The sequence below is a fragment of the Fictibacillus sp. WQ 8-8 genome (assembly GCF_024494405.1).
Taxonomy (GTDB): domain Bacteria; phylum Bacillota; class Bacilli; order Bacillales; family Fictibacillaceae; genus Fictibacillus_C; species Fictibacillus_C marinisediminis.
The window spans coordinates 1-23,540 of the sequence record NZ_JAMXKG010000027.1; the positions used below are offsets into that span (position 1 = coordinate 1).

The window sequence follows — 23,540 nt, forward strand, 5'->3', positions numbered from 1 at the left end:
AAGCTTTACAAATGGCGGACACAATAACGGTTGGAATTGTGAAACAATTCCCCAAAAAGTTCAAATATAAGAGTTGCTGATTGCACAATAAGATTATAAAGGGCACTAATTTCAGTGCCTTGGTTATTTAGTTTTTGTGATTTCAAATTGAACTAAACTCCCTCTATGTAGAAACGGATATCTCTCGATTCCTACACTATTCTCAAGATTTCATAAAGGATTGAAGATTGAAACGCATGGATGTTGCAATAAAAATTAAATAAAGGATAATTTTGGAGTTGAAGAGAAAAAACAATTCATAGTCAACCAAACCACCACTAACCAAAAAGTGGATATTAGTTAATTTATAATCGCACTAAGTGGATTTCCACATCTCTCATGAAGATTAACCCTCCCATATCTCACAGAGTCTTTGCTCCAAAATTCCTTCGTCCAACCTTTCCATGAGGTGGATAATTTGTCCCTTTCGCTGGCCAGCTTCAGGACATCTCTATCTTATCAGGAGGCTATTTTTATTCTCAAACCTCGTTTTTCTTCATTACAGGAATGCTGCCCATTGGTTTAAGTAAAACGCTTCACAAACTTTCAGTATTATTACTCTTCCTAGTTCCCTCCACAATCTGGCCTTAAAATGAAAAAAGCGCAATCCTTGTTCCAGGAAAGCCCCCGTTAGTTGAAGAACTTATTTTTTGGTTTGATTTAAAAATTCTACTATTAGTGCAAATAAGGCTGAAACAAAAACAATCACCAAAAATGTACACAACTCTGCGGTAATGAACTACTTAAGAGTTGTCTTCCTTTTTAAGAAAATACATAAAAAAAGCCTACCTCCGAAGAGATAGACTTCCTTCCTCCCAGCTTTTTATACCATTAGTGATGATGTTTATTCTTTTTCTTTCTTTTTTTACAAATAAATTTTGAGGATGAACTTGAGGAAGAACTTGAGGATGAACGTTTACGTTTACATTTACATTTAAGTTTAACATTCTTTTTTTTGTGAGAAGATGACATTTAATTTCACCTCCAAGTAAACAATTTGAGAAAAAGAGAAAATCTCTTAATCTCTCTATATCCTATGTAGAAGTATGGAAGATTGTGAGAACAATCTTAAAATGTGCGTTATTTCTTATTGAAGGAAAAAACACCACCGCAGGCATAACGTCCAGTCCTTTGTATATCTTCTTACATATATTAATTTGGGGATACCATTCCCCCAGTTAAACCTTCTTTTCTTAGCTAAGCTCTGTGGAATTGGGCTCTTCACAGAGTTTTTCTATTTTTAAGCAAAATAAAAAAAGCCTACCTCTGAAGGAGATAAGCGTTTTAATACGCACCTTAAGTTAATAACTGAATAATATGTAAGGGACAATAGCACCATTAACTCCCACTTCTATTGAATAACTCTGCTTTTTACCACCCCCTTTGGTAGGGTTATTCTTTAGTATAGGGGACAATTAACTTTCCATATGAACGGTACATAACAAACGGAACCGTATTTTAAAGATCATTGCCAGAAGTGTGAACACCTATTTCGTATTCATATGATAAACAAATCTGGAAAAGGAGGAGAGATATAATGGGTTTGTTTGCACATAATGACGAGTTTGATTATATTGTCGTTGGTACTGGGCCTGCGGGTGCGGTTATTGCCAAGACTCTAACGGATGACAAAAAGACTTCGGTCCTCGTTTTGGAGGCGGGGGATAATAATGATAGGGATACTCCAATAAGTGATTCTCGATTTGCACTTGAATTGGAAGAAAATTTTTCCCCCAGTATTTTTGGCAAGGAGAAGGGGTTCCTCAGAAAGGACTAGATAACCGCACTTTCGAATGGACAACAGGAAGGCTATCTGGCGGGGGGTCTTCTATTAACGGGTTTTGCTGAAGAAGAAAAGAGCATCCTAGTATTGGCAACCATATCTTCAACTAACGCACCCGATCGTTTAAAATATGTATCAAATCAGAATTACATCTCTCAATAAAATAATGTAGATATAACACTAAAACATAAACCAGTGTCGTTGAAAATCATAATGAAGGAGGACTGTCATGAAGTGTATTGGCAAGAATGATATATATCAGCAAGTTTGCGGGTAAAAGGATAAATATAAGTCTTACCAGAAAAGATGATACACCTAAATATTCAGCTATTCCCCCGCAAACACCAGATATCGATTTATCTGTGAATGATTTTCTTAATTTCTTATTCAAATTAAATCCCCCTAATGCTATATAGCAGAGATTAATTGCTATTTTCTACAATGCACCCGATTGTGGAAAAAATTAATACTGTAATCTGGCATAAATTAAAATGAAAGCAATAATTTTACGGGGTTATTTACTAATATAAGCGAAATCGAATCATTGAGATTTTAAGTGTTTTAAACATAATTGTATATAAAAAAAGAACCTTACTTTCATGGATAAGCCCCCTTTAATCTCATGATACTTATCAGGATGTGTTATTGCATCTTCTCAAATTCTGCTATCGTCTGTTCAAATGTCTGTTTTGTATCCTCGACCAATTTTTGGAGGTCTTTCGTTATTTGATTTACGTTTGAAAGCTCCTTTGTAATGTTTTCAATATTAAAATTAACTTCCTTAATAGCTTCGTCTGCATTGCCTGATAATTTACGAACTTCTTGGGCTACAACATTAAAACCTCTCCCATGCTCCCCGGCTCGCGCTGCCTCTATGGCGGCATTCAATGCTAATAAATTCGTCTGAGCAGAAATATTTTTTATCAACTTGGATGTTTCATCAATTAAGTTTATTTGCTTTTCCAATGAATGGACAGCTTGCCACCCTTTACAAAAATTATGTAGTTTGGCACTGTTTTATGTTTAAAGGTATACCTTTTCAGTGATATAGCCGAATAACAAAAAAGATGCGTTCTTAAATAAACGCATTCTTTAAGTGAATTAGAGATAGTGTTAGTGTCATTGAAATTTTTGCTATCCCAGTACGTTATACCAAAAATTTTGATGATTTTATTGCAAAAGATCTCATTTTTACCGAGATCAGAGAGAATATACTTCAAGGATACATGAATTAAGTAGAGTAACCATCAAGAGAAGCTGGATGTGTGGCGTTGCTTTCTAGAGTGTCAAGCTGCAAAAAACGACCCATGTAATGGCTCGTTTTTATGTTATGATTCTATATCCCTTGTCCAAAACATAAACTATTTTCAGGTAGTGTTTCCTTCATTCATCTCCATTCTTATTTGATAAGAGTGGAGATTTTTTTATTTGTTTCCTCCACTCCTATAAAAAAAGAATCTAATCCAACCTATATAGCTTTTGGACAAACCTTTAAAATCACCAAATAAGTCCAATTTAGTGTTAGTTCATCTAAAACTTTAAACACGCTAGACCCTTATTCCGGCCTCCAAAACACTTCTTACATTTCACAACGACTCTTTTCTCCTTACCAACAGTACTACTTTTAGGTATTCCCAACATAAATACAAATCTTCTTTAAACATGTAATGCACTTGCACGTTGAAGCTGCATGCAGTCCATGGCCAAAAATTTTGGTCTTTTTAATTTTTCGTTCATTTCCGTAGTCGTATTTTTATGTTTCTTTTGTCAAGTCTCGTTCAGCATTGGATTCAACTTATTAATAATATGGTTTATTCTATCAGCGTTTTTATTGTATACCTGTTGCGCATTTTTAGATTCAGTTTGAAGAGCAAACAATTCTAAATCGGCCTGACATTTTTTTAAGGAGGCTAGGAGTAATGGCTTTTCTTGGGGAGAAGGCACTTGGATCTTATCATCATAGAGATCTATCGTTAATTGGCCGTACGAATCAACTTGAGCCAAAAAGACATTATCGAGAGAAACTCCGGCTTTTTCTAGTTCCTCATTTAACCATCCTCGGTTGAATCCACGATTGGACAGGGGTTCATCTAAAATGTTTCCATCCATAATGACGGTTTGGGGTTCTTTTATAGGGTCAACTTTGATTTGAAGATCTTTTGCAGTCAGAGGCTGGTTTTCCTTTTTTAATAAAACACTCAGATGTCCATTCGGCTCTAGTAAAGCATATTCAACGTCAGATACTTCAAAAACATTTTTATTGCGAAGCTGTTCAAGCAATTCATCAATGGTATACCGTTCCTTTTTTAAATTATCCTCCATTATTTTACCGTCTTTTATAATAATCCTTGCCTTACCCTCTGCAAAATCCCTTATTTTTTTACTTTTCATGGAAACAAGTCCAATGGCAAAAGGAACCAACGACCAAATGCTCATACTAATGAGACCATGCATGATATTTCGTTCCAAACCCATCGTGACTTCTGCCGCAATACTTCCTATTGTGATCCCTGTTACATATTCGAAAAAAGACAATTGTGATAATTGTTTTTTGCCCAAGAACCATTTTGTTAATAAAAAGAGGGTGATCAAAAAAATAAAGGAACGTACAACAATATCTACCCAATCTAACATAACAATCTCCTTTTTATCGAGTTTCTACTTTCCTTTATATTGTGGTTCTTCGAATTCAAGTTGTGCAATTCTTTTCTTTAAATCTGATATAGCTTTTCCTACCTCTAACATACACTCATGAAATAATTTTTTTGCTTGGTCTTCAGTAGATTTTTGCGCTAAACTACTTAGCGTTGCTTCTGCCGCTTTTAAGGTCACCATACATTGTTTAACATTGGATGCTACTGTCATTGCCAGCCTCCCTATCCTTTGGGTTTAAATAGTAATGCTCCTATCATTCCAAAAATGATGGCTGCGGATATACCCGCACTTGTTACCTTAAACATTCCGGTGATCACACCAATAATGCCATGTTTTTCCGCTTCTGCCATAGCTCCATCCACAAGAGCATTTCCAAAGCTTGTAATTGGAACTGTTGCACCGGCTCCAGCAAAATCCATTAAGGGCTCATATAAGCCCACCCCGTCAAGAATCGCACCCACGACAACTAACGTAGCCATTGTATGAGCAGGAGTCAATTTAAAAACGTCAAACATAATCTGGCCGATCACGCAAATCGCCCCACCAATGACAAAAGCCCAGAAAAAAATTGCCATTTACTCTTCACCTCCATATTCGATGGATACCGCATGAGCAATGCAAGGAATCGTTTCCTTTTGCTGAAAAGTTAAAGGAGATAGAAGAGCGCCTGTTGCCACGACAAGCATTTTCTTAAATTCCCCTTTTTTCATTCGATTTAATAAATGCCCGTAAACCACCGTTGCAGAACACCCGCAGCCACTTGCTCCAGCCAGTACAGGTTGTCCTTCCCGGTAAATCATCTTTCCGCAATCTTGAAATTGACCCTTCTTTAAAGACAAACCGTGTTTATTCATTAAGTCGAGAGCGATATGATGGCCGATTTTACCTAAATCTCCTGTAACAATGAGGTCGTAATAGGAAGGTTCTATTCCACGATCTTTTAAATGTGCCTCAATGGTATCTACAGCTGCTGGTGCCATAGCCCCGCCCATATTAAATGGATCAGATAGTCCCATATCGACCACTTTACCAATCGTTGCAGAAGTCACGCGTGGTCCCTTACCCTTGTCACTTAAGAGGGCACTTCCGGCTCCAGTTACCGTCCATTGGGCGGTTGGCGGTTTCTGCCCGCCATATTCTGTCGGGTATCGAAATTGTTTTTCTACCGCCGCATTATGACTTGCAGTTCCAGTCAATAAGTACTTTGCGCCTTTCCCATTGACGATCAATGCACCTAGAGCGAGACCTTCCATTGAAGTGGAACACGCGCCGAATAATCCTAAGTAGGGAGCTTCCAGTGTTCTACAGGCAAAACTCGTCGACGTAATCTGATTAATGAGATCGCCAGCTAAAATAAATTGGATATCTTCTTTTTTTAGACCGGCTTTTTCAATGGCTGTTTCGCAAGACTCTTCAAATAAAACCGTTTGTGCCTGTTCATAAGAATCCTGACCCAGCCATAAATCTTCGTGAAGAAGGTCAAAGTCTTCAGCGATTCGCCCGTTGGCTTCAAAGGGCCCCCCCACCGTTCCCGTTGATATGATCACAGGCTTATTTTCAAACACCCATGTACGATGTCCGTTTAACATTTAAAAACCTCCATATTGAATAATAAGGGTTTTAATGATGGCGATAACGAATGCAGAAAATACACCAAATAAAATAACTGAGCCCGCTAATTTAAACATATTGCTGCCGACGCCAAGAACAAATCCTTCTGTACGATGTTCGATCGCAGCTGAGATGACGGAGTTTCCAAATCCCGTAACGGGAACCGCTGTACCCGCGCCACCAAACTGCGCCATCCTGTCATAGACTCCAAATCCAGTTAACAGCATAGAAATGAAAATTAACGTCGCAACAGTCGGGTTTCCCACATTTTTTTCTGTGAAATCAAAATAATTGATATACATAAAGGAAATCAGCTGTCCTACTAAACAAATAAAACCTCCCACGAAAAATGCTTTAATACAATTGGATAGTACGGGTCGTTTGGTTTCCCTTTCTTCTTGAAATTTTTGATATTCTTGTTGAACAGGCGTTACTTCTTTGTTGTTATTAGCCATTGAAAGGTTTCCTTTCTACAAAAAGAATTTTTTAGGCTTCGTCCGTTGCTTTAGCTTTTATCTTTTGAAGCTCTTTATCAATTTTTTTCGAGTTCATTTTTGGTTCATCTAATTTATTTTCCAATTCCTCAAGTTTTTTTAAAATTTTTTGATCGGTACTGACATACACTTTCAGGTCGGGAAATTGTTTCTCCAGCCGTTTTTTAATTTTCTTTCGCAGACTTTTTAACTGAAAGCGTTCTAAATGTTTTGGTTTTGCCGCCACAAACATCTCCTTATCAGAGTTTACTGCTTTAACATCGATGATTTCTTCCATAGAAAGAATCTCTTTTTTTGCCTTTTGAGAAGCAGATTGTTGGGTTTGGACATAGGCAATTTTAATGGTTGAATTTTCATTCTTTTTTTTACTTTCCTCTTTTGGTTTATTACAGCCGCTATTCAGTAGCAGTAAAACCAAAAGAGGAATCAAAATACCCTTTGATTGAATTTTTCTCATACGATCACCCGTTCCTGAAATATGTAAAAAAGAAATTGGAAAAGGATGACATGATCACCCTTTTCACTGATCCCAATCCGTTTACTGTTGTTTATATTGTGGCTCTTCTTGTTCAATTTCTTGCAGACGCGGATTTAAAGAATCCACTATAGTTTGGGCTTGTTGGGCCGCAGTTTGAAACAACTGCTTTGCCTGCTGGTTTTCAGTATCAAGAGCAAAAGTCTCAAGACTTGCCTGAGCACTTTTTAACCCTGCCAGGGTTGTTTTTAAATTGCTTGCGACTGTCAATTTCTTTCCTCCTTTAACGTGAAAAATATTTGATTTAGTTGGGTGTGCTAAGGCCCTTATTATTTCTTCAATTCGTGAGGGCAATCACCTCATAAGTCGATTTGTTTCTTGTCCCGAATCATTTTTTCAGAACAATTTTAGTCTTATTAAAAAAAGAAATTCTATACAGGGGAATACAGGAAAGCGAAGATAACCTTGTGTGTGGGCCGAAAAAAAGCCATTCAACAAAGCCCCAAATACAAAAAAAATCAACCATCCTCGTCTGGTTGTCAATTCCATCTTTACACTACGAAAGGCGTAAGATGACCTCGGTATTGTTCCGGGGTCATTTTTTTAAATGTCCATTGATAACGTGCGGAATTGTGACCAGTTTTCCTTCCAAGTGATTTCCGTTAAATTAATCCCTTTCCTTTGGTCTAGATCTTTTTGATTAACATCCGTCATGGCATCATTTTCTTTTGCAAATTCAAACTGAGCAAAATTAGCAGGGTTGTTCTTAGAAAAAGGATTTGTCCCTTGTTGAGCATTTTTATTTTGAAACATGTTTTTGAAAAATGTCATAGCCTGGTTCATGATGCCGTTCTATTACCTTTTCCATTGCTTCTTCTGCATAAACCAAACATCGAAGCAGCGAGCGAAATGAAAACTAAGATTAACGTTAAATTAGGATCCTTTCTACTTTTCGAATGACATTTGCAAGGAGAATAACAATGAGATTGAGATTAGATTTTATATCAGCATGGAATATGATTGATCCGCTCTATTTTTTCTTTACTCGTTTGCAATACCTTGAACAAACGAGAGTAAATACCACTATTTTCAGGGTCAGACTAACACGTTATAAAGGTCGTGCGGTGGTTCTATCTGATGGAACATGTATAAAAAAAAATGATGTACTAGTAAAGATACATCTACACAACGTTCAAATATTAAAAGAACTGCACTTCATGGATAATGACCTAAAAAAAGCAATGATTCTTTATAAAAAAGCAAAAGAATCGTTGCCTTATCTAGCGTTATATATTCAACGTTATAAAAATGAAGTTCAAATTAAAGAGATTATTACAATATGGGACCCCACCTGACTGGAAAAATCTCCAATAATTATAACTGACAATATTTCCTTGTTTTTCCTATAATTGTTTAGAGGAGGGGATATTTTTGTTTATTTGGTTTACGATTATTATTGTTAGTTTATTATCTGTCCTTCTTTATAAAGGCTATAAAAACACTCAACAAGTTGTGATAAACAACGTTTCAATAAATACTTCCACAATTACGAGTAGATGTTATGTCCGGCAAAAGATGACAGGTTAATGATATGCCCTGATTTTTGTTCTCTCATGTATGGAATATGATTAGAACTATTTTATTAGTACAAACATTTTTCTATTTCAAAGATTGTATAGGTTTAACAAATGCATAACTAAAGGATGCTTCAATACAAACGCTCTCTATCTGAACGTTTTTTCTTTTTAATTATTAACTATTTTTAAACAATTTGAACGTTTGTTTATTAAGGTTCCTCTACAGTATAACTACTGAGAGATACTGCATCATTACTTAATTTCACCAAACTGCCCGTCCAAACTTAAACAAATAGAAAAATCCACGAGATAAATGAATGATCGCTTATCTCTGCCTGTATTATTTTTACACCAATTTCCTTGTTTCCCTCTAAGTATGTTCTAAAGAAACGATGGATACTTAATGATACCCCTGCTTAAAAATAATATTAAAAAAGAGAAGCCAGTGTCGATTATAAAATCGGACTGGCATCTCTCTTTTGATGGTTATGCGTGAATAGCCTCAGGAATTTCCATGTGAAGGGGAGGAGGAACCAACCATCCTTTTTCTTTCATCATCCTCAAGAGCCGTACGCCAAACTGTGCTTTATTCATGTGGAACTGTCCAAACATAGCTCCGATATCTTCCCTGATGGATTGGCCCATAATCTGGCTGCAAGCGACTAATCCCGCTGCTCCATCTTTTGCAACGGACGCAGCAATTTCAGGATCGCTAAAGCGAGCTCCTGCAGGAATGCTTTCTAAAGACGCAGCTGGACGTTCAGGAGGTGCTGGAGGTATACCAATTCCATTGGCCTTCAAGACCTTTTCGACCTGTTCAATTTCTTGTTTCATGGCTTGAACAGAGTCTTCCAGGAATTTTTTCAAGTCCCCGTCTCCAGTATGATTAGCGTTTCATAACCTGCGACATATCCCTTATTTCCAGCAAGATAAGTCCACATACTAAAAACTTCCCCATAGTGAATTGGTTCATTTTGTGGATTTCCGCTTAAGATTCCCATAATTTTTTACTGCAAAAGGTAAAAAATTTGTCCTTGCTTTAAGGGATAAAGCTTTACTTTTAGGAAACATTATAGATGTTTGGAAAGGAGGGATAACTGATGAATAAAATAACTGCTTTAATATGTGCTATTGCTATTTCCATTATTACATTTTCTATGCCAGCATACGCAGAACGTGGAACGGACATGATGGACCGCAGTGACAGATTCACTAACGATAATTATAATCGCACTCCAGCTACTAGAAATGTCTCTACAGTTAACGATAACAACGATAATGATTCAAACTGGGAATGGATTGGGCTGCTTGGATTAGTTGGACTTTTAGGACTAAGACGCCGAGATCGAGAAGAAGCACACAAATAAGTAAAGACTGCTACAAGATTTTTCTTGTAGCTTTTTTATTAAAAGGATCACCTTTTGAAAAACGTCGGAGATTCTCTTCCCATCATATTAAGTAAGGTGTTTTTCAAGTTCCATATGGAATCGGTAAGTATTAACAATTAATTTTATGAAGAAACAAATAACTAATATACCTGACAATACTTTTTCAACGATACTATATTAATCATTCTCTCTTTATTATTTTCCTTATTATAGTATTTACCCTAAATTAATCTCCCCCTTAATATAATCCTTCTTAGGTTGTTTACTGTCTGTCATAAGAAATTTCGACCTTATTACGGTCAGAATCCTTTGAAATAATCATACAAATCTCTTTTGTAATTATAGATATCGTATTTAAGGGTTAATTTTTCACCGCTAATTTTTACAATATTTTTCGAAAATTAAAATAAAACACCTTTTTGGTATTCTGCTATTTTTCATTAAGAAAGTTATTTTACCTGAATAGACCTGGCTTTAATTACATAAGGAAGGAGTTGTTCTACAGCATGTTTTTGACTCTCATATACTTCAAGTATTTCAAGTTTTTGCTTTAATATATCCACTTGTAATACTTCTTCTAGCGATAAATCAAACATAAATAAGTTTTCTTTTACTATAGAGTTCATAATTTCAGAAAGAGCTTTATGTTCAGGGTGGCCGTATTCACCTTGTAAATTGTGCGTAACAATTTTGCGATAGTGGCGCTCGTGGATTATCCGTTGTAACTTCTGTTCTAATTTCGGCCGGTTAACGTGTTCTGTCCATTCATCCTTAAAACTCCAGATTTCATATTCGGCTTCTACCTTTTTCATAGCTGCTTTAAATTCTTGTGAACGAGTATCATTATTTCCTTCTGAGATACAAATCACTTTCCAACCTTTTTCCTGTATCAATTCATCCCCGCCAAAAATAATTTCATCATCTGGGTGGGCTACAACCATTAGTTTATTAAATTCCGCCATAATTACCTCCTATTAAAAGTGATCGCTTCTCCAAAAAATATAAGGACGCTGTATAAAGGTGTCTCTTAATATCGATTTGTCTTTTGTCGTCATTTCTTTTGTGTCTTTTCCCTGTAAAAAAAACGTTAAAAAGTCCGAATGTGACAATCTGGTCCATACTTCATTCTTATAAAAACCATCTATATAATGATCTTCTGTTTTGATATATTCTAATCCGTTTTCCTTCTTTATTAGGTCGTTTACTTGGTTAGTGAATGAAGATTTGGATATAATTTTCCACATGGATTCATGATGTTCAAAAGGGTATAACGTTTGATGGCTAAGATGAGTAAACAATTCATGATGCATAGGGAGAAATAAAAGCACTTTATTTTCTTCCTGTGAAAGTGCGGCCTGGTACAAGCGAAACACGGTATTGGAGCAGCTCTGATGACATAATTCAATAATATCAATAGTCGCATCTGCTTTTTGAAAACGGATATACCCTGTCACTTGGTTGTGGTGTTTCGCTACTAAAAAATGATCATGTTCTTTCATACTGTTTAGCTGCTGGGTCCAATATTCCTTTGTCCGTACCATCGGCCCGTTCAGCCGCTGGGAATAGTTTTGATAGATTTCCATTATTTCTGGCAAATCACTATGCTGTACGGGTGTAATTTTCATTCCATCTTCAAGAGTCTGCTCTTCACATTTATCATAAAGGTAGTGATAATTTTCAGGGATTGAGTGCCAGCCCGCTTTTTCATAAAAGGATGGAATACCGGTATATAAAAGCGATAAATCAAACGCCTCCTCTTCCATCCAAGAGAGGGCTTTATCCAATAAGCGGTGGCCTAATTTCTGTCCACGGTTAGCCGGCATAGTAGCAACATTCCCAATACCAGCTACATTAAATGTAAGAGGAGGAACATTGATACAAAAAGGAAAAACTTGAAGTACCGAACTAATCTTTCCATTAACTATGGCAACCCATGTTGTCTTCAGGTGGTAAGCAGGATTACTCTTAATTCGTTCTTCAAAAAAAGCTCTATCTTTATTGAATACCTTTTCCAACAGGACAAATACATCTTCTAGTTCACATTTGGTTTTTATACTACGGAATTCTACAGTCATACTCACCCTCCTTACTGATTTATTCCCAAATTGCAAAAACGAAAACACACCGGAAGACAACATTCTATTGATGACAGAACAGAAAAAGGAGGAAATCCCTCCCAAATGTGTATGGAGTATAGAAAGACTGGGTCCTATTAATGGGGCAAACGCACATCTTCCTACTGCGATTGCGATATCTCTACCCTCAAAAGGGTCCTGGTGTCTGCTTATGTAGGTGACACAGTATACGGAAATTGTAGTAAACGTACAATGCGGGCGAGCTTATTCCAAATAAAAAAAGCCTACAAATATAAGCTTTTTGCTAAGAGTTTATCCTCTACCTTGATTAAGTTCCTCTAATAATTCTGGTAAACCCTCCCCCACTTTCGTTCATACCGGTTGAAGATCCATAATAAAAGCTGATTGACATATCGCATATGTAATATGTCAAACACCTTGTTTTGTGTGTGATCCTGTAATAAGCGCTAATCCTTGTTACAGGAAAGCGCCCTTTAGTTGAAAAACACACAAGCCCAATACATCTAAACCAATTCTCAACACCCACACTAAATTATTATAGGGATGGGGGCAACCTAACTAAAAAAGCGCAAGGCACCCTCCAATCCGCGACAAGTACCGCCCCCTGCTTAAAGGTTGTTCTTTAACCTTCTGAACAGATTGGCCTGTAGTCTCCGAACCAATGGTACCTAGAGCTAGATTCTGTGCCCCAACTGAGTTAAGAAATGAAATAAATTCTGATCGTATAAAAAAAAACCGGCAGGTGCCGGCTTTTTTGCATCATAACGATATCAGCTCTTTTGAGCATTCATTGCTTCCCATTCTTCTTTGCTAAAAAGGCGCTTACCTAATTAAAGATGAGCGCCCGATTGTGGAAGATTGATAATGTAGAAGTTCTGCAAAAATGGCTTCTAAGTTATTTTACTAACGCAATCATTTTCCTGTTTGATGGCTATCTTATCAGTAGATCGATTTATCTCTTCAACTCATTGTCTTACGAATTACTTCGCTCTAAACGGAGTCTGTCCAGCCTATAATCCTCGATTAGTTCAACCAGAAGTTCATTCTTTAATTTAGCAACCTTATATCAATAATAATTTGTTAAAAGAACCATTTTTGCCGTGGTACAGGGTAGTATTCGCCGGCGACAAGCTCTGGAGGTACTGCTTCTTCAATTCGTAAAAGATCGTTTGAACTTAAGTTCAGGTCAACTGCACCTAGTGAATCCTGTAGTTGTGATTGCTTTCTTGCCCCAACCAATGGGATAACATCTTCACCCCGAGATAGAACCCATGCGATAGCAAGCCTCGCAACGGTTACTTGCTTTTCTTCAGCAATTTCACGCAATGCTTCTACAAGGGCTAAATTCTTTTCAATATTTTCGTTGGCAAACCGAGGACCATTACTGCGTTTATCATCTAAATCTAACATCCGGTCTTTTGACCATGTACCGCTCAACAAACCTCTTGAGAGAACACCATAAGCCGAAAGAGAAATACCTAATTCCCTTAGTGTCGGCAAAATATTTGATTCAACACTCCGATTAAATAGTGAGTATTCCATTTGTAGCCAACTAATTGGATGTACAGCGTGTGCGCGGCGAATTGTTTCCACTCCTACTTCTGAAAGACCAATGCAACGCACATATCCCTCCTTTACCATATCTGCAATTGCACCAACCGTTTCTTCAATTGGTACGTTTGGATCGAGGCTGGCTGTCCCTGGTTGATAAAGATCAATGTATTCAACACCTAGGCGCATTAGGGTATCCTCAAGGAAATTCTTTATTGTGTGAGGATGGTTTTCACCCTCCCGATGGCTCTTGCCTTGTGAGTGTAGCTTACCATCGAATTTTACTGAAATGAACGCTCTTTCTCGTTGAATTCCTTGAAAGGCTTCACGTAGAAGTAATTCATTGTGTCCATCGCCATAGAAATCACCTGTATCAAAGAGTGTAATGCCTTCCTCAAATGCCGCGTGAATTGTTGCAATGCTTTCCCTTCGGTCAGCATTACCATATAGCCATGACATCCCCATACAACCGAGACCAATCTCTGAAACCAGTGGACCGTTATGACCAATTGCTCGCTTTTTCATTGGTATATTCCCCCTATCATCGTGAATTAAAAATATATGTGAATTTCCCCTATCGTATTCCAAGTGAACCAATCTGTAACCAGTTTCGTTCCGAAGCCCTATTCCACCCTTGCATTTTTCTAAATTTATTCTTTCTTTACTAAAATCCAAATTCCTTTATTTTATGATACTAATTGTTAGCTAACCTGCATACGCCGGTTTAAGCACAAACCTTCACAATCTGAGACCTATTGTTTTCGAAAGTTTTCCTCAACATTCTGGCCCTAAAATTAAAAAAGCGCTGTTCCTTGTTACAGGAAAGCGCCCGATTGTTGAATAAACTTTTTATATCCATTTTGCAAACCACGCAACATAATATGCAGCAGGGATAAAGATAAGTTGTGCTACTAATGTACCTGCAAATTTTGAGCTTATCATCGTTAACGAGTAAACCACTCTGTCAGCTAGAACTGATGCTTTTGGATCAATGAACAATGTTAAAAGGATGGTTGCAATAATGCCAGATGACATTAAAGCCGTTTGTGCATAATCTTTTGGTACCAACATTGAGGCATAAATAGAGGAAATTACGCCTATAGTAAAAACCGCTCATTTACATATGGACCATAAACTTCGGCGGTGTCGAAGAAAGAAACACCTCGGTCAATTGACTCATGGATAAGCGAAATCATTTCTTTCTTGTTCGATGCCGAATCATAACCATGGCTCATGCCCATGCATCCAAGTCCAATCGCAGAAACTTATAAGCCGATTTTTTCTAATTTTATTAAACCTTTTCCAATAATTTATTTTGATATTCTTCTCTATTAAACCTGTATCAGATTCGTTTAACTTCCGGATAAATTTCAGAACATAATGAGTCCCACTGATATATATTCCCCTGATGGATAGATAATCTATTAAAAATTCCATAGAGGACTCATCAAAGTTCCAACCAAATGGATTATATACAGTTCTTGTAAAGCATATCTCTCTCGAAAGAAGCATGCACATTTTTAGAATTAAATAAATAAAAATAGCCCACTCTTCTAAAAAAGAATGGCTTTTCATATATTTAATTCAGTTTATGCATAAGCTGTTCTTCCACAATCGCGCCCGATTGTTTTTACAATGTATCGAGCTCTTGTTTTCCATTATCTAGGGTTTTTTTTCGCCTTTTTAAATTATCGATTTTGTTTACTAACACTTGTTACTTTCCACCCTTTTTGATCCACCCATTCAAGATTCACAACGTACATCCAACTATCTTCGCCGTCAGGGCTCACTTTTCCAACTGATTTTTGAGGTCCCCCGCCATTTTCAATACGCCAGATGTTCATGTTGACCCCTAGACCTGTTGCCATTTGGATCGCTTTTACTTTTTCGTTCCAATCCACTGAATCCTTAACATAACTCGAAGTATGTGGTCCAGTCTGACTCGTTCCAATGGGTTTCGACGACCCAGGTCCTGTCACTTTCTCCTCATCTTGAGAATTATGCTTCTCGCGCTCTTCCTTGGCTTCTTTTGCTTTCTGCTCTTCTCTGTCTTTTTCTGCTTTTTGTTTTTTTGTAGCTTGTTCTTCGGAGTCTTTCTGAATTCTTTTAGCTTCTTGCTGCTCTTTAGTTTTTTTATTTTCCCTCAATTTTTTATCTTGGTTTTTTAATTCGGTCTCTTTATCTTTACTGATCGTTGTGTCATTATTTTGTTGGTTCCTTTGTTCACTTTCACTTTTGGTTAGGTTGTGTCGGTTATCGGTTGAGGCCTGATTGCTGTCTCCCCACATTATTTTTCCTGCTACAATAAATATTAGGACCAATACGACACAAATTAGGGCGTTCAGAGTAATATGCATCTTTTTTCTCTTTTGGCGTTGAAATCTTGATCTCATCTTATCTCCCTTCAGTTCTATCACTTCATCACAATGGTTTTACAAAAGTTTCGATCTCTTCTTTACACGATGCTATTCTTTTTTTACAACGAAATGATGTTGTTTAAATAATATTCGACAGGTTTTTTATAAACATAAGGGGTAAAATGAAGAGGTAAAATATTCTTTACATTGAGCGATTTAAACATAGCCTCTTTTTTTTATCTTTGATTGGGACCATCTAGTGTTAGACCATACTGTCTAAAGACTATTTTCCAATTCTTTCCTTCCGTTCTCCCCGAAGAGAAACAACCACACTAAGCCTTTGCATGTACTCTATAAGGAAGGGTAAAAACCCTTCCTCTAGATTTATATATAACATTTCAATGGTTGGCCTGGTCTTTGTCCTGTTGTCCTTCATTATGATTAAGTTAATATAATGGGTGATTCTATGAAAAAACTATTTTGGCTGCTATTTATCCTCTTGGTTTTATCTCTAATCGGTATGATTGTCTTGCCTGCCACTTTCCCGTTTCCTACCTGGCGTTTGTTTTTCGCTTTGTTAGGAATGATCGGTTTAATGTTAGGAATTACAAATAATGAACAAATCCACAACAAAGAGACCCGGCGCGGCGGAGTAGATGGAGTAAATGCCGGATGGTAAAAGCTCTTATTTTCTTCGCTAGTCTTATCCCCCTATTTATCGCAATATCCCCCGATTCATTTGATTATTTACTTAATAGATTTCTTCCTTAAATCAGAGCCCGTTCCAGACAATACTGCTACTTTTCTTGAATAACTTACATATTCAAGATGAGCCATCTAATTTCTTCCATAGTGAACTGATTCACTGTTTAAAAGCTTTTAATATGCAAAGGACAATTAATCCAATAACTAGTATTATTACAAAGGGAAAAACAATAAACAAAATAAAATAGAACAAATCCGGATCCGAAATTATCTCAGATGGAGAGCTATTTTCCATCTTTGAATATATATAGCCACCAACAAATAAGAGTATTATTTTAATGAATGTTTCAATATTAGATATGTTTCTTTTTTGTTTGAAGAAGTAAGGATAAAAAACAATAATAAAGAAGCCAACGTTAAAAAGAGCAAACATCCATAGATGAGAGATTAAGGTTTCCAGAATATTAAAATCGTTTTAACAAAAAAAACGATAAATCTATTATATATATAAATTTAGTACTATGTTTTTGTTAAGGGAGAACCCCTCAGCAATGACGATGTAGATTCCAAGGACATATTTCGGTTTTTCTCATTGGCGCCCCCTTAAATGGAACTTTAGTTTAGGTAATCTTTTCATAATCACACTCCAAATATTAACATATGTATGCTGTATTGTTTGAGAGTCTTATTCCATTAAATGGCCCGATTGTTGAACAGCCATTCTAGGATAATTTTGTATTAGCTTTCTTCTGTTAAAATTTTATATAAAACTTTTGATTCTTGTTCGTTTAACTCAACATATTTTCCACTGTCTGTAACAATCTCGATTTTCTTTCCATTCGAGTTTACCCAAAGTGAATAAGAAGCTATTTTATCTTCACTTCCGTTTCTACTCTTAAACGGGAATTGGAACTTATAATCAGGGTAACGGGACAGTTCTACTTTTATAGATGTCCAACCTGCATTTTTTACTATTTTAATTGCCTTTTGAACCTTGTTTTCATAAGTGATTTCGTTAAAATCTTCATAATTTTCACTCTCAGCGATTTGCTTTTGTACAGTTATCTTTTGGTCTGTTGATTTAACCAAATTATTAAAATCACTATTGGAGCAACCTGTCATTAATAAACAAAAAGCTATAATTGCTGTAAATAAGAATTTTTTTAATCTCAATAGTATGCCCCCTTTTCTGATAAGACGTTTAATTTCCATCGGAGTTTCATTCTTCCTATTCAACAATCCTGCTACGTTTGTTAAGTAAGTTCAATAAAAAAGAGCACATTCCTTTCTTAAAGAAACACACCTGTTTGTGGATTAATCGATAGTTATAAAGAATCGTAATGATTGACTATTTCCATCAGACGTTCAGATTTTTCTGATGATACGTTTTCAGACAATCTTGCCCCTGCTATGATTGGAGCCCATGGAAACCTTCATCTTTTGACAAACCACATTTCTCACAATAAATTCGCAAATACATATCAGCTAATACTGTTTGTATGCCAAGAATTTTTCAACTTTCAAATGCAATGCTCTATATGACTAAAAATACTTATGGTAATTTGACAATTGGTAAGGAAATACAGTAAAAAGCCGATTGCCAGTGAAGTACCGGCCATCAGCTCAATGTGTTGTCATGATTTATAATATCCTCTATTGCCATCCAAAACCGCTTCGATCTCGTCATAACTTTTCAGATGGGACTTTATACAGCAGAATAATATTCCTTTAGCTCCTTGATCAAGGCGTCCCAGGTTTCAGCCTGATCATCAGATATTTCCTTTCCTTTTAACGAAGCAATCTGGTTTTGTAAACTGTTAAGACCCTGAATGGCCCTGTCATTTTGCTCTTCAAAGTGGTAGGTCATAATATCAGCTGCCTTTTTAAGGAGGCTGCTTTTTGTCGCAGCTTCAACATTTGAAGTGTAAATGGAAGAATACAATTCATATGTCGCGTAGGAAACCTTTATATGATTATAAGCACGCTCACGTCTCTGCTCATCATATTGCAAAATTTCTCCGATGATTCCGGAATAATTAGATGAGAAACTCCAGCTGCTGTTATCGGCAAAGTTTGCGTTATTCACGGTAAAACCAACAGGCTGCAGTGCATCAAAACCTGCGTACGTCCAGAAGTTATTTACTCCCTTATTCTCATAAAAACGGAACGATACATCAGCCCAGGATTTGCCGGCAAGATAGGGTTTAAGGTCTACCGTAACGGGTTTCCAAAGGAGGTCGGGAACAATTTCAGCCGTATCCTGTTCCCAGACCACCTTTCCATCAATCAGCAACTGTTTTTTATGGTAACCAGATACGTCTGCTCCAAGGTTCATCGTCTGGAACGTTAACGAATAGTTGTCGGCTTTATTCACACGTACTCTTTGAGTAGCTTGTGCGTAATTTCCAGCTGAGCTTGGGACGCCACTGCCGATAAAAAAGTTTAAATAGCCTGTGTCGTCATATGCCTTATCGTCGGTTGGTTCTGGTTCAAAGTTCTTTTTGAGGACGTAGGAGATAGTCCCTTCGATTTTTCCCTTCTTCATGTTCTCCAAGGCGATTTGGGTCACTTTTCTTACATAGTCTGCCGAAGGATTGGCAGGAGTTTTGGATAATTGAGAGGCATAAATCATCCAATACAACGGTAAGTTATATTTGCTAAGTAAACTATAAGCGCTGTCAATTTGTTCCTGTTCGGACGCATATACCTGGGTATTCCTGTATATTCCATCCCTGAAAGCAAGGATGACGCCATCGATATATGCTCCCCGTGTCTGAAGAAAAGGTTCATTTAATGAATCGGTATACATGAGAGGAGAAAAAAACAGATCAGGATTAATTGCTTCGGACGTTTTCTTCATTTGGTCCATATATTCTGGGGTGAATTTATTAAGGTTATGATTAAAATCATCGATTGCCCAGCCGATTACATTCGGATATTGAACAGACAGTTTTGCTATTTCTCTGGACCAGGCAAGGTAATCTGTCGTATAAGGATAGGATTTCCGTTCACCGGTTGATTCAGTTGGGGGGACAACATAGACGACCACATCAATCCCGGCTTTTTTGGCAGCAGGCAAAAATTCGTTTCTCAAATCATCCCAATCTGTTTTCTCGTCCCAAATCAGATAATAATAAGTGTTAATATGTAATTCCTTCATCTTTTCGATGGAACGGGGTGTATCAATATGGTAGATTCCATCGGAGCGGGGAGTGGTTTCACGTATTACTCCGGCATAATCTCCAAGGATTTTTCCTGGTTTAGCCGTTTCTGCTGCGTCCGCTGATTTAGGTGCGGAAAACCCTGTGAAAAGGCTGAGAACAAATGATGATAGTAGAAAATAAAACCCCAATCGTTTCATAAATGTTTCCTCCTCTAAAATTTCAGGTCTTGATTTACGGTTCAGGAAATTTTTTTAAATAAACACAAGGGAAATTGCTTATATGCTACGGAGCATACGGTGTACATTATAACATTCCTCCAATAGACAATTTTTTATATAGAACACGTAAAAATCCCCCTACATCGTTGATATCAGTATGCATAAACGAATGATTTATATAGAATGTAAACTTTATTTAAGGATTTTTAACGGACGGTTAAAATGCCAATATGAAAACATCTTTTATGGTACGTAAAAGGTCAAGCCATATATTTTATTAAGACGAAATACAATTCTTTTTTGAGTCTAGTTTTTCTCTTAATTACGGTTTCTTCATAATGAATCGTCTGTCAATACAGAAAGTTACCAACAAAGCTAGTAAGCCGATTAGAAGTACATTGCCGTAAGTTTCAAGAGGAAATGGTTTGCCCTTAAAATGGATACCATTCGCACGATATTCAAATCGTTTTACAGCATGCTTGGCAGTTAAAAGGTCTTCTTGTTTAGCTAAGTCTTCCAATGGTGCTTCGAATACATATCTGTTTGGTGAATCACTATGAATAAGGAGGGTCTCTTTAGCTTTACCCTTTTCACGCCAAAGTCTTACATCTGCTGCCGCTAGTGATTTTGCTTCGCCACCTGGTATGATCATTTTGTCTAATTTTGGAGCATTAGATATTTGATGCCTAGCCAGTATATTAAGATGATGTTTCGTAGTAATTGGTGCATCTGAACTAGAAACGGTCAAGACTTGTGTCGTTCCGGTGTCTCCATAAGAATCAAATATAGAAGATAAAGCTATTTCATCCATATCTTTATACAGAAGTACCCCCATTTGTTTCTTATTCCAATGGAATCCAAGATTTAGCCAATATGTTGCAAATTTTATATCCACGTAAAAAGGGTGGTCCACCTTTGGATTTTGAACGAATTGGTAAGAAGGATAACTAATTTCCTTAGATATTTTTGCAGCCACAGGTTCTCCTAGTTTCTGAGATATCAGGTGAAGTACTGCATCGATACCTGCGCTTTGACCGGCTGAAGTTAAGGTATTTCCTTCGTGAACATACCTCACATCCTCTTTCCAATGTGTATCAGGATATTGCTTCATTAATATGGGTAGGAATTGCCAGTGTGAGGTGGCTGATTTCCCTTTTAATAAACCTGCATCGGCAAGATTCTGTGACCCACCACAAATGCTGAAAAAAGTGGTGGTTTTACTGCTGGAATGTTGTTGAATCCATTCGCGAGTTGGTTGATATTTCTGTTCATCTACTCCGGGCATATAAGGGACCACAATAATATCTGGACTTTTATTTAATAGGTTATCCAGTTCTTTATAAGAGTAATGTGGTATTACATCCAGTCCGCCTGATAAGGACTTAACGTTTTTGTCCGGTGCAACGGCATATACATTATAAGCATCTGTCATCGACAGCAGTTCGTAGGGAATAAGAAAATCAAAGTCTTCGGTTGGTATACTTGAATCCGCTAATATGACTGCTACTGTAGGTTTATTGGGATCGTATTGAGGTATATTCACTCCTTGTAGCGAAGGAACTGGCTCATGGCGGACGTTAAAGTAAAAATCTTTTTGATGACGATTAAAGCCATAGAACCCGATTCCCCCCACAAACACAACGAAAATCAATACATAAACAGCTAAACGTACTACTAACCTTTTCATTTTATATTCCTCCTTAATTCGCCTTTCCGGATTTGAATGTTGTTATTCTTTAACACGACAAAGATTTCCCGATTCCAATGAATAAACGTTTGATACATCCTGAACAAAAATCATATTTTCCACTTTCTAAAATATGGATATTTGGTTATTGATTACCCTTGTGAACTACACTCATATTGTTTGAACATGATAAAAACCGCACTCTTTTTGTGTATTACCGCAAAGTTTCGCGGTACCCCCATAGGGTATTTGTTGTTATCTTGACTCCATATTACCTTTTTTCTAAAGCTTTCATAATTGTGCTAAAGCCTGATTTTTATATCAGACTTCAGACTTAGCTGGTTTCAGACCACAAAAAAGACAGAGACTGAAATAGTCTCTGCCCAATATTGCCTTATAAAACCGATATCACAAGTTATAAGAAATAGACCGTAACTTGAACAATAAATAATTACCTCGCTTTTTTTCCAAATATGAATTAAAAGGGAGAGAATTCCCCCTCTCTCTTCAACTAAACTGCCCTCTAACTTAGTACCAATTATTTCAAAATCATTTATTCCATTAAATAAGAAGCTTTTTAAGCATATTCGACAGCCGCCGGACTGGAGATTGTGGATTCGCTCGTGGACGAACCGTTCCTTAAGGCGTATCACTTTGAAACTTGACTTGCCCCAACACATACCGGGAGTTCGCGGCGACTTGCTCACTTCTCCACCATCCAGTGACAATTGGTTAGGATCTGCATCAACATTGCCGAGAATATCACCCTCTAATAGTGCGTTAACAGCCCTGAGTTTTCTGAAGGGGAAATCAGTTAATAAATTACTACTAGATTCTAGCTTGCTTATAATAGATTTTTTCACCGCCAATAGACGATTGTCCAAACCTCTTTTTGTAAAGATGAATATGCTAGAACAGAGAAGGATTATAATATCTTTCTCTATTTTTCTATTCTTCTATTCAAAGGAGGGTATATTATGCCAAAAAGATCCCATGGAAAAAGAAGCCATAGACGTTCTTCTAGACGTTCTTTCAGACGTACAAGAACCTCTTCAAAATTCAGGCGTTCTTCAAGTTCTTTTAGACGTTCTTCAAGTTCTTTTAGGAGTTCAAAATTCAGAAGTTCATCTAGTTCTTCAAGCTTTTGATAAGTGTAAGAACGTCAATCCTAATTAAAAATTAGTAAAATTTAAACTCATTAAAAGATAACCCTGGAAGTGATTCCAAGGTTATTTTTTTAATCCACAAGCTCTCAATTTCATTCAAAAGCACCGAAAATCTCCGAGCGATTTGTGATTCACTGCTTTTATTTACCAAACTTCTGATTCTAAAATAACATCTTCTTGAACTAAACTCCCTCAAGGTAAAAATGAGATATCACTCTATTCCTTAAATAAGAAGCACCCCATCTCCTTGAATGGAGTGTACACATGAATGCCTAGATGGGACAACTCTGCGATAATGATCTACTTAAGAGTTGTCTTCCTTTTTAAGAAAATACATAAAAAAAGCCTACCTCCGAAGAGATAGACTTCCTTCCTCCCAGCTTTTTATACCATTAGTGATGATGTTTACTCTTTTTCTTTCTTTTTTTACAAATAAATCTTGATGATGAACTTGAGGATGAACGTTTACGTTTACATTTACATTTAAGTTTAACATTCTTTTTTTTGTGAGAAGATGACATTTAATTTCACCTCCAAGTAAACAATTTGAGAAAAAGAGAAAATCTCTTAATCT

The 23,540-nt window shown here is 36.7% G+C and carries 23 protein-coding genes and 5 pseudogenes; 5 read left to right on the forward strand and 23 right to left on the reverse strand.

Annotation, left to right across the window (positions count from 1 at the left end; translation table 11 throughout):
- Positions 1-1,576 precede the first annotated feature (1,576 nt).
- Positions 1,577-1,878 (forward strand): annotated as a pseudogene (locus tag M1K46_RS24715) (NAD(P)-binding protein); the annotation flags it as partial.
- Positions 1,879-2,030: 152 nt separating this feature from the next.
- On the opposite strand, the gene M1K46_RS24720 reads toward M1K46_RS24715, so the two are convergent.
- The 11 genes and pseudogenes from M1K46_RS24720 to M1K46_RS24765 all read right to left on the reverse strand — a co-directional run bounded on the left by M1K46_RS24720 (position 2,031) and on the right by M1K46_RS24765 (position 7,888).
- Positions 2,031-2,213, reverse strand: a complete 183-nt coding sequence (locus tag M1K46_RS24720) for a PspC domain-containing protein (protein ID WP_091004416.1) — start codon at positions 2,211-2,213, stop codon at positions 2,031-2,033.
- Between the two features lie 251 nt (positions 2,214-2,464).
- Positions 2,465-2,788 carry a methyl-accepting chemotaxis protein gene (locus tag M1K46_RS24725; protein ID WP_375162246.1) on the reverse strand — a complete coding sequence of 108 codons (324 nt, stop codon included), beginning with the start codon at positions 2,786-2,788 and terminating at the stop codon, positions 2,465-2,467.
- An 801-nt stretch (positions 2,789-3,589) separates the two neighbouring features.
- Positions 3,590-4,456 carry a DUF421 domain-containing protein gene (locus tag M1K46_RS24730; protein WP_256228107.1) on the reverse strand — a complete coding sequence of 289 codons (867 nt, stop codon included), beginning with the start codon at positions 4,454-4,456 and terminating at the stop codon, positions 3,590-3,592.
- 24 nt (positions 4,457-4,480) lie between these two features.
- Positions 4,481-4,687 (reverse strand): DUF1657 domain-containing protein, encoded by a 207-nt coding sequence (locus tag M1K46_RS24735; RefSeq protein ID WP_256228108.1) that lies wholly within the window; start codon positions 4,685-4,687, stop codon positions 4,481-4,483.
- 11 nt (positions 4,688-4,698) lie between these two features.
- Positions 4,699-5,052 (reverse strand): stage V sporulation protein AE, encoded by a 354-nt coding sequence (gene spoVAE, locus M1K46_RS24740; protein ID WP_091004498.1) that lies wholly within the window; start codon positions 5,050-5,052, stop codon positions 4,699-4,701.
- A complete protein-coding gene (spoVAD, locus tag M1K46_RS24745) occupies positions 5,053-6,066 on the reverse strand; it encodes a stage V sporulation protein AD (protein ID WP_256228109.1) in 1,014 nt (337 codons plus the stop codon).
- Positions 6,067-6,543, reverse strand: a complete 477-nt coding sequence (spoVAC, locus tag M1K46_RS24750; protein ID WP_091004493.1) for a stage V sporulation protein AC — start codon at positions 6,541-6,543, stop codon at positions 6,067-6,069.
- A gap of 31 nt (positions 6,544-6,574) precedes the next feature.
- The gene (locus M1K46_RS24755; RefSeq protein ID WP_256228110.1) at positions 6,575-7,039 is read right to left on the reverse strand and encodes a YhcN/YlaJ family sporulation lipoprotein; all 465 of its coding nucleotides are present in this window, start codon (positions 7,037-7,039) and stop codon (positions 6,575-6,577) included.
- 81 nt (positions 7,040-7,120) lie between these two features.
- Positions 7,121-7,327 (reverse strand): DUF1657 domain-containing protein, encoded by a 207-nt coding sequence (locus M1K46_RS24760; protein ID WP_091004488.1) that lies wholly within the window; start codon positions 7,325-7,327, stop codon positions 7,121-7,123.
- A gap of 281 nt (positions 7,328-7,608) precedes the next feature.
- A pseudogene (locus M1K46_RS25945) lies at positions 7,609-7,665 on the reverse strand (hypothetical protein); the annotation flags it as partial.
- Positions 7,661-7,888, reverse strand: coding sequence for a hypothetical protein (locus M1K46_RS24765; RefSeq protein ID WP_256228111.1), 228 nt, complete (start codon positions 7,886-7,888; stop codon positions 7,661-7,663). The pseudogene M1K46_RS25945 and the gene M1K46_RS24765, both read right to left, overlap by 5 nt.
- A 149-nt stretch (positions 7,889-8,037) precedes the next feature.
- Between M1K46_RS24765 and M1K46_RS24770 the strand changes: the two genes are divergently transcribed.
- Positions 8,038-8,412: a YkoP family protein gene (locus M1K46_RS24770; RefSeq protein ID WP_256228112.1), complete on the forward strand. Its 375-nt coding sequence runs from the start codon at positions 8,038-8,040 to the stop codon at positions 8,410-8,412.
- A gap of 708 nt (positions 8,413-9,120) precedes the next feature.
- On the opposite strand, the pseudogene M1K46_RS24775 reads toward M1K46_RS24770, so the two are convergent.
- Positions 9,121-9,635: pseudogene (locus M1K46_RS24775) on the reverse strand (DUF3231 family protein).
- Between the two features lie 99 nt (positions 9,636-9,734).
- Between M1K46_RS24775 and M1K46_RS24780 the strand changes: the two are divergent.
- The gene (locus M1K46_RS24780; RefSeq protein ID WP_256228113.1) at positions 9,735-10,001 is read left to right on the forward strand and encodes a WGxxGxxG family protein; all 267 of its coding nucleotides are present in this window, start codon (positions 9,735-9,737) and stop codon (positions 9,999-10,001) included.
- A gap of 470 nt (positions 10,002-10,471) precedes the next feature.
- On the opposite strand, the gene M1K46_RS24785 is transcribed toward M1K46_RS24780, so the two are convergent.
- From M1K46_RS24785 to M1K46_RS24810, 6 genes and pseudogenes are all read right to left on the reverse strand, one after another.
- The gene (locus tag M1K46_RS24785) at positions 10,472-10,984 is read right to left on the reverse strand and encodes a PIG-L family deacetylase (protein WP_256228114.1); all 513 of its coding nucleotides are present in this window, start codon (positions 10,982-10,984) and stop codon (positions 10,472-10,474) included.
- A gap of 12 nt (positions 10,985-10,996) precedes the next feature.
- Entirely contained in the window at positions 10,997-12,097 is a 1,101-nt protein-coding gene (locus M1K46_RS24790; protein WP_256228115.1) for a GNAT family N-acetyltransferase, read from the reverse strand.
- A gap of 1,101 nt (positions 12,098-13,198) precedes the next feature.
- Entirely contained in the window at positions 13,199-14,194 is a 996-nt protein-coding gene (locus tag M1K46_RS24795; RefSeq protein ID WP_256228116.1) for an aldo/keto reductase, read from the reverse strand.
- Between the two features lie 324 nt (positions 14,195-14,518).
- Positions 14,519-14,782 (reverse strand): annotated as a pseudogene (locus M1K46_RS24800) (lipid II flippase family protein); the annotation flags it as partial.
- Positions 14,767-14,910: an aldo/keto reductase gene (locus tag M1K46_RS24805; RefSeq protein WP_375162247.1), complete on the reverse strand. Its 144-nt coding sequence runs from the start codon at positions 14,908-14,910 to the stop codon at positions 14,767-14,769. The gene M1K46_RS24805 and the pseudogene M1K46_RS24800, both read right to left, overlap by 16 nt.
- Positions 14,911-15,357: 447 nt before the next feature.
- Entirely contained in the window at positions 15,358-16,086 is a 729-nt protein-coding gene (locus tag M1K46_RS24810; RefSeq protein WP_256228118.1) for a YrrS family protein, read from the reverse strand.
- A 406-nt stretch (positions 16,087-16,492) separates the two neighbouring features.
- On the opposite strand from M1K46_RS24810, the gene M1K46_RS24815 reads away from it, so the two are divergent.
- Positions 16,493-16,705, forward strand: coding sequence for a hypothetical protein (locus M1K46_RS24815; protein ID WP_256228119.1), 213 nt, complete (start codon positions 16,493-16,495; stop codon positions 16,703-16,705).
- Between the two features lie 764 nt (positions 16,706-17,469).
- Here M1K46_RS24815 and M1K46_RS24820 read toward each other — a convergent pair.
- From M1K46_RS24820 to M1K46_RS24835, 4 genes and pseudogenes are all read right to left on the reverse strand, one after another.
- Positions 17,470-17,904, reverse strand: a complete 435-nt coding sequence (locus M1K46_RS24820) for a hypothetical protein (RefSeq protein ID WP_256228120.1) — start codon at positions 17,902-17,904, stop codon at positions 17,470-17,472.
- Positions 17,905-18,056: 152 nt separating this feature from the next.
- Positions 18,057-18,220 (reverse strand): annotated as a pseudogene (locus M1K46_RS24825) (aminoglycoside phosphotransferase family protein); the annotation flags it as partial.
- A 216-nt stretch (positions 18,221-18,436) separates the two neighbouring features.
- Positions 18,437-20,092, reverse strand: a complete 1,656-nt coding sequence (locus M1K46_RS24830) for a hypothetical protein (protein ID WP_256228122.1) — start codon at positions 20,090-20,092, stop codon at positions 18,437-18,439.
- 343 nt (positions 20,093-20,435) lie between these two features.
- A complete protein-coding gene (locus M1K46_RS24835; RefSeq protein WP_256228123.1) occupies positions 20,436-21,800 on the reverse strand; it encodes a DJ-1/PfpI family protein in 1,365 nt (454 codons plus the stop codon).
- 654 nt (positions 21,801-22,454) lie between these two features.
- Here M1K46_RS24835 and M1K46_RS24840 point away from each other — a divergent pair.
- The gene (locus M1K46_RS24840) at positions 22,455-22,976 is read left to right on the forward strand and encodes a hypothetical protein (protein WP_256228124.1); all 522 of its coding nucleotides are present in this window, start codon (positions 22,455-22,457) and stop codon (positions 22,974-22,976) included.
- A 336-nt stretch (positions 22,977-23,312) separates the two neighbouring features.
- Here M1K46_RS24840 and M1K46_RS24845 read toward each other — a convergent pair.
- Positions 23,313-23,540: hypothetical protein (locus tag M1K46_RS24845; RefSeq protein WP_256228127.1), on the reverse strand; the 228-nt coding region annotated here is incomplete at its 5' end.